Raw genomic sequence first — 12,241 nt, forward strand, 5'->3', positions numbered from 1 at the left:
CCCCGCACCTCAGCCACAGCCCCCGACCCCGCACCCCGGCGACCGGAACCTGTGCGTACCGATCGTGGGCCTCTGCCTGGACACCCCTGGCTGAGGCTCAGCCGTGCCTGCGGTTCAGCAGCCATGGCTCGACCACGCCGAGCCCGCGCACCGGCCGCTGCCACATCGGCTGGAGCGCGAAGCGGTACGTCGGGGGCTCCTCGCCCTCCTTCTCCGCCGCGGCAGCCGCTTCCGCGGCCTCCGCCTCGGAGGCGGGCGCGTCACCCGTGCGCGTCAGCTCCTCGGCGAGCGCGCTGTCCACCAGGACGGCGTCCCGAGGGGCTATCGAGGTGAGCCGCGAGGCAAGGTTCACGGTCGCGCCGAAGACGTCACCCATGCGAGTCGTCACCGTGCCGAAGGCTATGCCGACGCGCAGTTCGGGCATCGTCTCGTCGCCCGCCATGGTCTCGATGAGGCGCAGGGCGATCTCGGCGGCGATGCCCGGGTCGTCGGCGGCGTACAGCACCTCGTCGCCCAGCGTCTTGATCAGACGTCCTCCGTGCGCGGCCACCAGGTCCGCGCACGTGGTCTCGAAGGCCTCGACGAGTTCGCCGAGTTCCTCCTCCTCCATGCGGCGCGTCAGGCGCGTGAAGCCGACGAGATCCGCGAAGGCGATGGCAAGGCGGCGGTCGACCATCTCCTCGTCGTCCGCGGCCTGGACGACCCGGCCGGTCGCGGCGGCGAGCTGGCGCCGCCAGACGTAGACGAGGAACTCCTCCAGCTCGGGCAGCAGCAGCTCGACCAGGGGGTACGTCACTTCCGTGCGGGTCATGCCCGGTTCGGGCGGCTCGGTCAGGCCCTCCAGGAAGGAGTCGATCTGCCACTCGGCGAGGCGGGCGGTGGTCTGGCCGGTCGAGCGCGCGACCTGGATCGCCATGGCCTCGCTGAGCAGCCCCGCCTCCACCAGACCGGCCAGCCGCCGCAGCGCCAGTACGTCCGCCTCCGTGAGCGCCCTGGCCTGGCCGATGTCGGCGAAGCCCATGGCCCGCCAGAAACGGGACGCCAGGTCCATGGAGACACCCGCGCTGCGCGCCGCCTGGAACGGGGTGTAGCGCCGCTCGGCTCCGAGGATGAGCTGTTCCAGGCGGAGGGCGAGGGGGTCGTGGTCGTCGCCGGAGTCGTCCGCGTCCACCCGGTCGTGTACCTCGGCCCGGTCGACCCGCGCGGCCGAGGCACCGTCGACGGAACCGGCGCTGCGCCCCGGCTCACCGTCGGAGGCGGGGTGTGCACCCGTGCCGGAGCCCGTGTCGTCGACGGTCACGCCTGCTGCCCTTCCGATCTGCCACGGTCACTTTCGACCGGCCTCAACTCTACGGCAGGTGTGCTGTGGCTCACTCCTGCGCGGGCGAGCCTCAGTACGCCTCGGCCCCCTCCAGAGTCGTACGACGCGGTCGGGCCCCCGTTTCAACAGCTGGTCTCGAGTACCCCACCCGTAGCGCCGCTCACTTCTCCCCCTCCGCCCGCAGATGCACGATGTCCCCCGCCCCGATCGGCTGCTGCACCCCTTCGCCCGTGGCCAGCACCAGCCGCCCGTCTCCGTCGACCGCCACCGCCTCCCCCACCAGCGAGCGGTCCCCGGGCAACTCCGCCCGTACCGTCCGTCCGAGCGTCGCGCACCCCGCGGCGTACGTCTCCTGGAGGCGGGAGGTGGCGGGATCGCCGCCGGCGGCGCGCCAGTCGGTGTACGAGCGCTCCAGGGAGCGCAACACGGCGCGCAGCAGCGGGTCGCGGTCGGTGACCGGGGATCCGGCGAGCGCGAGTGAGGTCGCCGTGGGGACGGGCAGCTCGTCCTCGCGGAGGGTGACGTTGATGCCGATGCCGAGCACGACGCCGTCGTTTCCGGCGCGCTCGGCGAGGATGCCGCCGACCTTGCGTTCCTCGCCGCCCACGGTGAGCAGCAGATCGTTCGGCCACTTCAGGGCCGTGTCCACACCCGCCGTCTGGGACAGCGCGGTGGCCGTGGCGACCCCGGCGAGCAGCGGCAGCCAGCCCCAGCGCTCGACGGGGACCTCGGCGGGCTTCAGCAGGACGGAGAAGAAGAGGCCCGAGCGTGCCGGGGCCGTCCACTGACGTTCCAGGCGCCCGCGCCCGGCGTCCTGCTCCTCGGCCACGAGCACGGCGCCCTCCGCGGCCTTGCCGTCGGCGGCGAGGGCGACGAGATCGGAGTTGGTGGACCCGGTACGGGACACCAACTCGACGCCGGACCAGAGCCCTCCGTCCCGGACCAGCGCTCGGCGCAACGCGGTGGCGTTGAGCGGCGGACGGTCCAGGTCGGACCAGCGGCCGTCGTCCCGACCGCCATTGCGGCCATCGTTCGCATCTGAGTCATCTCGCGGCGTCATGCAACCCACATTAGGTGTGGTAAACGCCGCACTGCCGAACGGTAGGCACAGCACTACTCTACGGATGAGTAGCCAATCCCCCTTATGAGCACCTCACTCGCCACGTCCCCACTGAGCAGGCAGGGAGCCCCATCCCGATGTCCGAGCCGGAACAGCTGCACGAGATCGACATCCACACCACCGCGGGCAAGCTCGCGGATCTGCGGCGCCGCATCGAGGAGGCGACGCACGCCGGCTCGGCGCGTGCCGTCGAAAAGCAGCACGCCAAGGGCAAGTTGACGGCTCGTGAGCGGATCGAGCTGCTGATGGACGAGGGGTCGTTCGTCGAGTTCGACGAGTTCGCCCAGCACCGGTCGACCGACTTCGGCCTGGAGCAGAACCGGCCGTACGGGGACGGTGTGGTCACCGGCTACGGCATGGTGGACGGCCGCCCGGTGGCCGTGTTCTCGCAGGACTTCACCGTGTTCGGCGGCGCCCTGGGCGAGGTCTTCGGGCAGAAGATCATGAAGGTGATGGACTTCGCGCTGAAGACGGGCTGCCCGGTCATCGGCATCAACGACTCCGGCGGCGCCCGCATCCAGGAGGGCGTCTCGGCGCTCGGCATGTACGGCGAGATCTTCCGCCGCAACACCCACGCCTCCGGGGTGATCCCGCAGATCAGCCTGGTCGTCGGCCCGTGCGCGGGCGGCGCGGTCTACTCCCCCGCGATCACCGACTTCACGGTGATGGTCGACCAGACCTCGCACATGTTCATCACCGGGCCCGACGTCATCAAGACCGTCACCGGTGAGGACGTCGGCTTCGAGGAGCTGGGCGGCGCCCGCACCCACAACGCCACCTCCGGCGTGGCCCATCACATGGCGGGCGACGAGAAGGACGCGATCGAGTACGTCAAGTCGCTGCTGTCCTACCTCCCGTCGAACAACCTCAGCGAGCCGCCCACCTTCCCCGAGGAGGCGGACCTGGCGCTCACGGACGAGGACCGCGAGCTGGACACGCTCGTACCGGACAGCGCGAACCAGCCGTACGACATGCACACGGTGATCGAACACGTCCTGGACGACGCCGAGTTCTTCGAGACGCAGCCGCTGTACGCACCGAACATCCTCACCGGCTACGGCCGCGTGGAGGGCCACCCGGTGGGCATCGTGGCCAACCAGCCGATGCAGTTCGCGGGCTGCCTGGACATCAAGGCGAGCGAGAAAGCGGCCCGCTTCGTACGCACCTGCGACGCCTTCAACGTCCCGGTGATCACCTTCGTCGACGTCCCCGGCTTCCTGCCGGGCGTGGACCAGGAGCACGACGGCATCATCCGCCGCGGCGCCAAGCTGATCTACGCGTACGCCGAGGCGACGGTCCCGCTGATCACGGTGATCACCCGCAAGGCGTTCGGCGGCGCGTACGACGTCATGGGCTCCAAGCACCTGGGCGCAGATCTCAACCTCGCCTGGCCGACGGCCCAGATCGCCGTGATGGGCGCGCAGGGCGCGGTCAACATCCTGCACCGCCGCACCATCGCCGCCGCGCCCGAGGAGGAGCGCGAGGAGGTCCGCCAGCGACTGATCCAGGAGTACGAGGACCGGCTCCTCAACCCCTACGCGGCGGCCGAGCGCGGCTACATCGACGGCGTGATCATGCCGTCCGAAACCCGCTCCCATGTCGTACGGGGCCTGCGTCAGCTGCGTACGAAGCGGGAATCCCTGCCCCCCAAGAAGCACGGCAACATCCCCCTGTAGGGCACCAGTTGGGAGCGGACATGATCAAGGTCGTACGGGGCAATCCGACCCCGGAGGAGCTGGCCGCCGCACTGGCGGTGGTCCAGGCGCGCGCCGCGGCGGTGGCCGCCGCCCCGTCCGGCGCGCCCCGCGAGCCGGACGCCTGGGCGGACCCCGCCCGGGTGGCGATGGGCCGGCTGCCGGCGCCGGGGCCCAGGGCGTGGGGGCGTACGTACTGGCCCGGATAAGGGTCACGTGTCCTACGCAAGATGAGTACGGGTACTCAGGCGGCCGGGCCCGGCGCGGAGCCACGATTGCGGAATGCTGTGGTCCGACCCCGAGAACGAGCCGCCCAAGGAACTGCGCGACATGCAGGACATGTTGCGGCGGCTGGGTATTTTCTTGGCGTTGGCCATGGTGGTCGCGATGATCGTGCTCGGCGTCATGTGAGCCGCCGCCGGTCACCGGGCGGCCGGTGACCGCCCCGGACGCCCCTCGCTACCCTGGCCGCATGACTGATCAGCCGCGCCGTCGACTCGTCCTCGCCTCCCAGTCCCCCGCCCGGCTCGCACTGCTGAGGCAGACCGGCTTCGACCCCGAGGTCATCGTCAGCGGGGTCGACGAGGAGGCTGTGACCGCTCCCACCCCCGCCGAGCTGGCACGCGCGCTCGCCGAGGCGAAGGCCTCGGTGGTGGCGGCGAAGCCCGAGCTCAAGGGCGCCCTGGTGGTCGGCTGTGACTCGGTGCTCGACCTGGACGGCGAGGCGCTCGGCAAGCCCGCGGACGCCGAGGAGGCCACCGCGCGCTGGAAGTCGATGCGCGGGCGTGCGGGCACGCTGCAGACGGGGCACTGCGTGTACGACACGGTGACGGGACGGTACGCGTCGGCGACCGCGTCCACCGTGGTCCGCTTCGGCGAGCCGACGGACGCCGAGATCGCCGCGTACGTCGCCTCGGGCGAACCCCTCTACGTGGCCGGGGCGTTCACGTTGGACGGCCGCTCGGCGCCGTTCATCGAGGGCATCGACGGCGACCACGGCAACGTCATCGGGATCTCCCTGCCGATGCTGCGCCGCCTGCTGGCCCAACTGGGCGTCGGCATCACGGAGTTGTGGACGCCCCGGGAGGGCTGACGCCGGTCAGGAGGCCGTGGGTGCCGCGGGCGTGACCGTGGAGCCCGGCCCGTCGCCCTCTCCCGGCACGGCATCGGAGACGTCGGTCCCGCCTTCACGGTCGTACGCCATGAAGATCAGCACGATCAGACCGAACACCACCATCATGAAGGCGAACGCGCCCCAGCCCACCAGTCCGACCGTGAACGCGCCGAGCAGGCCGTGCACCACCGCCGCGCTGATGAGCACGATGCGGCCGAGGCCGGCGGGGGCGCGGTCGCGCAGGGCGACGCGCAGCGCGACGAAGCCGCAGAAGGCGAAGTAGAGGCCGAAGATGAGGCCCGCGACCTTCGAGGACACGGACATCATCCCCGCGTCGAGACCCGCGAGGGACATCTCCTGGCGGTCGACGACGACTCCCATGAACCAGTTGACCAGTGCGATGCCCACCGCCTCCGCGAAGAGCACGATCGCGGCCACCCACGCCACCGGCCTGCGTACCACCGGCCCCCACCCACTTTCGACTTCCGTTCTACCGGGGCTTGCGTTACCCCTAGTAGCGTTTGATACATCGCGAACGCTACTAACGGGTAAACGTCGGGACAAGGGATCAGGCGAAGGCAAAGATTCATTCGTCCATTCGTAGGAACTCCACAAAGAAACAGAGTGGCCCGCAGCACGCTCTCACAGAGACCTTGGCCACAGCAGGGGGCTAGGGTTCTTGGGAAGCCCCCTGCGTACCGCGGTGCGACAAGGGATTTCGTGGGCGAGCGGGCCTCGTATCACGCTCCGTGTGGGCAAGCTCACCATCGGGGATGGGTCGAAACGACGTGTCGGCAGTCCCTAAACTCGGCTTGTTTCAAGGAGAGGGAGCCAACGTGCGCAAGGTGTTGATCGCCAATCGTGGCGAAATCGCTGTCCGTGTCGCCCGGGCGTGCCGAGACGCCGGTATCGCGAGCGTGGCGGTGTACGCCGAACCGGACCGGGACGCACTGCATGTGCGGGCCGCGGACGAGGCGTTCGCCCTGGGCGGTGACACCCCGGCCACCAGTTACCTGGACATGACCAAGGTGCTCCAGGCCGCCAAGGACTCCGGGGCGGACGCGGTCCACCCCGGCTACGGCTTCCTCTCGGAGAACGCGGACTTCGCGCAGGCGGTCCTCGACGCGGACCTGATCTGGATCGGCCCGCCCCCGCAGGCGATCCGCGATCTCGGTGACAAGGTGGCCGCCCGGCATATCGCGCAGCGCGCGGGCGCCCCGCTCGTCGCCGGCACCCCCGACCCGGTCTCGGGCTCGGAGGAGGTGGTGGCCTTCGCCGAGGAGCACGGCCTGCCGATCGCGATCAAGGCGGCCTTCGGCGGCGGCGGCCGCGGTCTGAAGGTGGCCCGCACTCTTGAAGAGGTCCCCGAGCTGTACGACTCCGCGGTGCGCGAAGCGGTGGCCGCGTTCGGCCGCGGCGAGTGCTTCGTGGAGCGCTACCTGGACAAGCCGCGGCACGTGGAGACCCAGTGCCTGGCCGACACCCACGGCAACGTGGTGGTCGTCTCGACCCGTGACTGCTCCCTGCAGCGCCGGCACCAGAAGCTGGTCGAGGAGGCCCCGGCGCCGTTCCTGACCGAGGAGCAGAACCGGCAGCTGTACGCGGCCTCGAAGGCGATCCTCAAGGAGGCCGGGTACGTCGGTGCCGGCACCGTGGAGTTCCTGGTGGGCGTGGACGGCACGATCTCCTTCCTGGAGGTCAACACCCGTCTGCAGGTGGAGCACCCGGTCACCGAGGAGGTCACCGGCATCGACCTGGTCCGCGAGATGTTCCGCATCGCCGACGGCGAGGAGCTGGGCTACGACGACCCGGCGATCCGCGGCCATTCCTTCGAGTTCCGCATCAACGGCGAGGACCCCGGCCGCAATTTCCTGCCCGCCCCCGGCACGGTCACGACTTTCGCACCGCCGTCGGGTCCGGGCGTGCGGCTGGACGCGGGTGTGGAGTCCGGCGCGGTGATCGGCCCGGCCTGGGACTCGCTGCTCGCCAAGCTGATCGTCACCGGCGCGAGCCGTGAGCAGGCCCTGCAGCGGGCCGCCCGCGCGTTGGCCGAGTTCCAGGTCGAGGGCATGGCCACCGCCATCCCCTTCCACCGCGCGGTCGTCGCGGACCCGGCCTTCACCAGCAACCCCTTCCGGGTGCACACCCGCTGGATCGAGACCGAGTTCGTCAACGAGATCAAGCCCTTCGCGGCTCCGGTGGACACGGAGGCGGACGAGGAGCCGGGCCGCGAGACGGTTGTCGTCGAGGTCGGCGGCAAGCGGCTGGAGGTGTCTCTGCCGTCCTCGCTGGGCATGTCCCTGGCCCGTACGGGACTTGCGGCGGGCGCCAAGCCGAAGCGGCGCGCGGCAAAGAAGTCCGGGCCCGCCGCGTCCGGCGACACCCTCGCCTCACCGATGCAGGGCACCATCGTCAAGGTGGCCGTCGAGGAGGGCCAGGAGGTCAAGGAGGGCGACCTGGTCGTCGTCCTGGAGGCCATGAAGATGGAACAGCCGCTGAACGCGCACCGCTCGGGCACGATCAAGGGTTTGAGTGCGGAGATCGGTGCCTCGATCACTTCCGGCGCGGTGATCTGCGAGATCAAGGACTGAGGCGCGGCCTCCGGCGGTTGGGCGGGGCAGCTGGGTCGGGGAGTTTCCCTTTCCCCAGCCCCGCCCCTTCCCGGCTGTATCAATGTGCGGCTCCGCCGCGTGGGGGGGGCTGCGCCCCCACTCTCGGCTGCTCCCCCACTCTCGGCTTCGATCGTGCGGGGGACCCCCATGAGCGGGGGAGCGAGCAGCCCCAACGAATCGTTAGCCGACAACGAACCCCCCTGCTCGACCGCCGGAGGCACCCCGCGCTCAGCGCCGACGCATATCCGCGACCCGCGCCCGCTCACTCTGGGACTGGTCTCCCAGCACCGCCGCGGTGCTCCGCAACTGCGGCCCCCCGCCGGGGACTTGGCCCCGCCGCGGCCCAGGAAGTGGCACATCCCGGCGGGGCGGCTGCCGCCCCGCCGGCCCCGCGCTGTCGCCGGACGATCCGGCAACGGCAATCTGCACCCCCTGGTCGGCCAGGGCCTGCAACTCGGTGGCCGCACGGTCATCATGACCGGGCGGCTCGTCCGTGACGAGGCGCGTGATCACATCCGTAGGCACCGTCTGGAACATCGTGTCCGTACCGAGCTTGGTGTGATCGGCGAGGACGACGACCTCGGCGGCTGCCTGGACCAGCGCGCGGTCGACGGACGCCGACAGCATGTTGGACGTGGACAGGCCGCGCTCGGCGGTCAGTCCGCTCCCGGACAGGAAGGCCCGCGACACCCGCAGCCCCTGCAAGGACTGCTCGGCGCCGCTGCCCACCAACGCGTAGTTGGAACCGCGCAGGGTGCCGCCGGTCATCACGACCTCGACGCGGTTGGCGTGGGCCAGCGCCTGAGCCACCAGCAGGGAGTTGGTGACGACGGTCAGCCCGGGCACCCGCGCGAGCCGTCGGGCCAGCTCCTGCGTGGTGGTGCCCGCCCCGACCACGATGGCCTCGCCCTCTTCGACGAGACTCGCGGCGAGATCGGCGATGGCCGTCTTTTCGGCGGTCGCGAGATGTGACTTCTGCGGAAAGCCGGACTCCCGCGTGAACCCGCCCGGCAATACCGCACCGCCATGCCGGCGGTCGAGGAGTCCTTCTGCCTCCAGTGCGCGCACGTCCCGCCGTACGGTCACTTCAGAGGTCTGGACGACGCGGGCGAGCTCACGGAGCGACACGGCCCCGTTCGCTCGCACCATTTCGAGGATCAATTGGCGACGTTCTGCAGCGAACACGAAACTGACAGTAACCCCAACGACCGTCTGCTTTCAGCAGTTTGCGCCGAATAACAGAAGTTGTTCGCACGGCAGCACGGGAAGTGGTATACGCGTCCGCTCGCGCTGTCCACGGCGCCCGAAGCAGCGGCAACTCCCCGTCACCAGCGAGGAGTTGCTTCCGGCCGTCAGGCGTCGAGCTCGGTCTTCCGGGTGTGCAGCTGGCGCGCCACCTCGGCGATCGAGCCCGAAAGGGATGGGTACACGGTGAAGGCGTTCGCGATCTGTTCGACGGTCAGGTTGTTGTCGACCGCGATCGAGATCGGATGGATCAGTTCCGAGGCGCGCGGCGAGACGACCACACCGCCGACGACGATCCCGGTGCCCGGCCGGCAGAAGATCTTCACGAAGCCGTCCCGGATGCCCTGCATCTTGGCGCGCGGATTGCGCAGGAGCGGCAGCTTCACGACCCGGGCGTCGATGACGCCGCCGTCGACGTCCGCCTGTGAGTAGCCGACGGTCGCGATCTCGGGGTCGGTGAAGACGTTCGAGGACACGGTCTTCAGGTTCAGCGGGGCGACCGCGTCACCGAGGAAGTGGTACATGGCGATACGGCCCTGCATCGCCGCCACGGAGGCGAGCGCGAAGACGCCGGTGACGTCACCGGCCGCGTACACCCCCGGAGCCGTCGTCCGGGACACCTTGTCCGTCCAGATGTGCCCGGAGTCCTTCACCTTGACGCCTGCCCCTTCGAGCCCCATGCCATGGCTGTTGGGGATGGCGCCGACGGCCATCAGACAGTGCGAGCCGGTGATGACGCGACCGTCGGCCAGCGTCACCTCGACGCGGTCGCCCACGCGCTTGGCGGACTGGGCTCGGGAGCGCGCCAGGACGTTCATGCCACGCCGCCGGAACACGTCCTCCAGCACGCCCGCGGCATCGGAGTCCTCGCCCGGCAGCACACGATCACGACTGGATACGAGCGTGACCCGCGACCCGAGCGCCTGATAGGCACCGGCGAACTCGGCGCCGGTGACACCGGAGCCGACCACGATGAGCTCGTCGGGCAGCTCGTCGAGGTCGTACACCTGGGTCCAGTTCAGGATCCGCTCGCCGTCCGGCTGCGCGTCGGGCAGCTCACGGGGGTGTCCGCCGGTGGCGATGAGCACGGCATCGGCGACGAGCGTCTCCTCGCTGCCGTCCGCGGCCCGCACGATCACCTTCCGGGATCCGTCGAGGGCCTGCTGTCCGTCGAGCCGCCCGCGACCGCGCATGACGCGCGCACCCGCGCGGGTCACGGACGCGGTGATGTCGTGCGACTGGGCGAGCGCGAGACGCTTCACCCGGCGGTTGACCTTGCCGAGATCGACTCCGACCACCCGGGCGGGTGTATCGATGTGAGGAGTGTCATCGGCGACGATGATGCCGAGTTCCTCGTACGAGGAGTCGAAGGTGGTCATCACCTCGGCGGTCGCGATCAGCGTCTTCGACGGCACGCAGTCGGTGAGCACCGACGCGCCGCCCAGGCCGTCGCAGTCGACGACGGTTACCTCCGCGCCGAGTTGGGCGGCCACCAGGGCCGCCTCGTATCCGCCGGGTCCGCCACCGATGATCACGATCCGAGTCACGTACTCCATTGTCCCGCACGCCTCATGGTGCTTCCCTCGCGGGGGGCTGTTCCCGGTGCCTCTGTTGCAGGAGAGACGCGCGCGCCGCTGCCGTACCCTCAACCCCATGTCGCTCTACGCCGCATACGCCGGCAATCTCGACCCGCGGCTCATGACGCGCCGGGCCCCGCATTCGCCGCTGCGCGCCACCGGGTGGCTCAACGGCTGGCGGCTGACCTTCGGCGGCGAGCACATGGGCTGGGAGGGCGCGCTCGCGACCATCGCGGAGGCGCCGCGCTCGCAGGTGTTCGTCGCGCTGTACGAAGTCGCTCCGCTCGACGAGGACTCCCTGGACCGCTGGGAGGGCGTCGGCCTCGACATATACCGGCGGATGCGGGTCCGTGTGCACACGCTGGAGGGCGAGGAGCCGGCATGGGTGTACGTGCTGAACGGCTACGAGGGCGGGCTGCCTTCGGCGCGCTATCTGGGGGAGATCGCGGACGCGGCGGAGTCGGCGGGGGCGCCGCACGACTACGTGATGGAGCTGCGGAAGCGGCCTTGTTGATCCCAGGGTGATTCCAGCGGATTCTTGCAAGCAGATTGCTTGCGGGAGTACGAGGCAGCGTTTCCGGGCAGCCCCCGCTCCGCGCTCAGAAAAGACAACGATCGCCAACCTGTGACCCCCAGCATCTACGCGCGTAGGCTTCTACCAGCTACCCTCATCGCGTGAACGCTTCTCTTCTTCCGGACGACATCCAGGGCGACCCGTACGCCACCGCCGACGCCGCCGCCTCGCGCCTGCGCGAACTCACGGGCGCCGAGACCCACGACGTCGCGCTCGTGATGGGCTCCGGCTGGGCACCGGCCGTGCACGCCCTCGGTTCCCCCGAGGCCGAGCTCCAGGTCACCGAGCTGCCCGGATTCCCCCCGCCGGCGGTCGAGGGCCACGGCGGCAAGATCCACTCGTACCGGCTGGGCGACAAGCGGGCGCTCGTCTTCCTGGGCCGCACTCACTTCTACGAGGGGCGCGGTGTCGCCGCCGTCGCGCACGGGGTACGTACCGCTGTCGCCGCCGGGTGCAAGACGCTCGTGCTGACCAACGGCTGCGGGGGGCTCCGCGACGGAATGCGGCCCGGCCAGCCGGTGCTCATCAGCGACCACATCAACCTCACGGCTGCGTCGCCGATCGTCGGCGCCAACTTCGTCGACCTGACGGATCTCTACTCGCCTCGGCTGCGCGCCCTGTGCAAGGAGATCGACGCGTCGCTGGAGGAGGGGGTGTACGCGCAGTTCCCCGGCCCGCACTACGAGACGCCGGCGGAGATTCGGATGGCTCGCGTCATCGGGGCGGACCTGGTGGGGATGTCGACGGTGCTCGAGGCCATCGCCGCGCGTGAGGCGGGGGCGGAGGTGCTGGGGATTTCGTTGGTCACGAATCTGGCGGCCGGTATGACGGGGGAGCCGCTGAACCACGAGGAGGTTCTGCAGGCGGGGCGGGATTCGGCTGCGCGGATGGGGGCGTTGTTGACGCGGGTGCTGGATCGGATCTGAGGGTTCGTTGTTGGGTGCGGGTGCGTTGTGGCTGGTCGCTCCCTGGCGGGGGCCTGGG

12 protein-coding genes are annotated in these 12,241 nt (G+C 70.3%); 7 read left to right on the forward strand and 5 right to left on the reverse strand.

Going from position 1 to position 12,241, the window contains the following annotated elements:
• Window positions 1-97 precede the first annotated feature (97 nt).
• Together G6048_RS42025 and G6048_RS42030 are read right to left on the reverse strand one after the other, a co-directional pair.
• On the reverse strand, window positions 98-1,300 hold the full coding sequence (locus tag G6048_RS42025; RefSeq protein ID WP_165344878.1) for an adenylate/guanylate cyclase domain-containing protein: 1,203 nt from the start codon (window positions 1,298-1,300) through the stop codon (window positions 98-100).
• A gap of 181 nt (window positions 1,301-1,481) precedes the next feature.
• Entirely contained in the window at window positions 1,482-2,381 is a 900-nt protein-coding gene (locus G6048_RS42030; protein WP_165344879.1) for a biotin--[acetyl-CoA-carboxylase] ligase, read from the reverse strand.
• A 137-nt stretch (window positions 2,382-2,518) separates the two neighbouring features.
• On the opposite strand from G6048_RS42030, the gene G6048_RS42035 reads away from it, so the two are divergent.
• From G6048_RS42035 to G6048_RS42045, 4 genes are all read left to right on the forward strand, one after another.
• Complete coding sequence (locus tag G6048_RS42035; protein ID WP_165344880.1) at window positions 2,519-4,117, forward strand: acyl-CoA carboxylase subunit beta; 1,599 nt, start codon at window positions 2,519-2,521, stop codon at window positions 4,115-4,117.
• A 20-nt stretch (window positions 4,118-4,137) separates the two neighbouring features.
• Window positions 4,138-4,344, forward strand: coding sequence for an acyl-CoA carboxylase subunit epsilon (locus G6048_RS42040; protein WP_165344881.1), 207 nt, complete (start codon window positions 4,138-4,140; stop codon window positions 4,342-4,344).
• A 73-nt stretch (window positions 4,345-4,417) separates the two neighbouring features.
• Window positions 4,418-4,546 carry a morphogenic membrane protein MmpB gene (gene mmpB / locus G6048_RS51210; RefSeq protein WP_268979348.1) on the forward strand — a complete coding sequence of 43 codons (129 nt, stop codon included), beginning with the start codon at window positions 4,418-4,420 and terminating at the stop codon, window positions 4,544-4,546.
• A gap of 61 nt (window positions 4,547-4,607) precedes the next feature.
• Entirely contained in the window at window positions 4,608-5,228 is a 621-nt protein-coding gene (locus G6048_RS42045) for a Maf family protein (RefSeq protein WP_165344882.1), read from the forward strand.
• A 6-nt stretch (window positions 5,229-5,234) separates the two neighbouring features.
• Here G6048_RS42045 and G6048_RS42050 read toward each other — a convergent pair whose 3' ends face one another.
• Window positions 5,235-5,711, reverse strand: a complete 477-nt coding sequence (locus tag G6048_RS42050) for a hypothetical protein (RefSeq protein WP_165344883.1) — start codon at window positions 5,709-5,711, stop codon at window positions 5,235-5,237.
• Between the two features lie 374 nt (window positions 5,712-6,085).
• Between G6048_RS42050 and G6048_RS42055 the strand changes: the two genes are divergently transcribed.
• Complete coding sequence (locus G6048_RS42055) at window positions 6,086-7,840, forward strand: acetyl/propionyl/methylcrotonyl-CoA carboxylase subunit alpha (protein WP_165344884.1); 1,755 nt, start codon at window positions 6,086-6,088, stop codon at window positions 7,838-7,840.
• A gap of 249 nt (window positions 7,841-8,089) precedes the next feature.
• Here the strand turns inward: G6048_RS42055 and G6048_RS42060 are convergent, their stop codons facing one another.
• Complete coding sequence (locus G6048_RS42060; protein WP_165344885.1) at window positions 8,090-9,046, reverse strand: DeoR/GlpR family DNA-binding transcription regulator; 957 nt, start codon at window positions 9,044-9,046, stop codon at window positions 8,090-8,092.
• A gap of 167 nt (window positions 9,047-9,213) precedes the next feature.
• Window positions 9,214-10,662: an NAD(P)H-quinone dehydrogenase gene (locus tag G6048_RS42065; RefSeq protein WP_165344886.1), complete on the reverse strand. Its 1,449-nt coding sequence runs from the start codon at window positions 10,660-10,662 to the stop codon at window positions 9,214-9,216.
• Between the two features lie 97 nt (window positions 10,663-10,759).
• Between G6048_RS42065 and G6048_RS42070 the strand changes: the two genes are divergently transcribed.
• Both G6048_RS42070 and G6048_RS42075 read left to right on the forward strand, forming a co-directional pair.
• A complete protein-coding gene (locus G6048_RS42070; RefSeq protein ID WP_165344887.1) occupies window positions 10,760-11,197 on the forward strand; it encodes a gamma-glutamylcyclotransferase in 438 nt (145 codons plus the stop codon).
• 161 nt (window positions 11,198-11,358) lie between these two features.
• Complete coding sequence (locus G6048_RS42075; protein WP_165344888.1) at window positions 11,359-12,183, forward strand: purine-nucleoside phosphorylase; 825 nt, start codon at window positions 11,359-11,361, stop codon at window positions 12,181-12,183.
• Window positions 12,184-12,241: the final 58 nt, after the last annotated feature.

The sequence above is a fragment of the Streptomyces ureilyticus genome (assembly GCF_011045025.1).
Taxonomy (GTDB): Bacteria; Actinomycetota; Actinomycetes; order Streptomycetales; family Streptomycetaceae; genus Streptomyces; species Streptomyces ureilyticus.

Bases quoted from the DNA above. Each gene is read 5' to 3' on its own strand.
- G6048_RS42030 (WP_165344879.1), bottom strand. From the start codon at position 2,381: ATGACGCCGCGAGATGACTCAGATGCGAACGATGGCCGCAATGGCGGT.
- G6048_RS42035 (WP_165344880.1), top strand. From the start codon at position 2,519: ATGTCCGAGCCGGAACAGCTGCACGAGATCGACATCCACACCACCGCG.
- G6048_RS42040 (WP_165344881.1), top strand. From the start codon at position 4,138: ATGATCAAGGTCGTACGGGGCAATCCGACCCCGGAGGAGCTGGCCGCC.
- mmpB (WP_268979348.1), top strand. From the start codon at position 4,418: ATGCTGTGGTCCGACCCCGAGAACGAGCCGCCCAAGGAACTGCGCGAC.
- G6048_RS42045 (WP_165344882.1), top strand. From the start codon at position 4,608: ATGACTGATCAGCCGCGCCGTCGACTCGTCCTCGCCTCCCAGTCCCCC.
- G6048_RS42065 (WP_165344886.1), bottom strand. From the start codon at position 10,662: ATGGAGTACGTGACTCGGATCGTGATCATCGGTGGCGGACCCGGCGGA.
- G6048_RS42070 (WP_165344887.1), top strand. From the start codon at position 10,760: ATGTCGCTCTACGCCGCATACGCCGGCAATCTCGACCCGCGGCTCATG.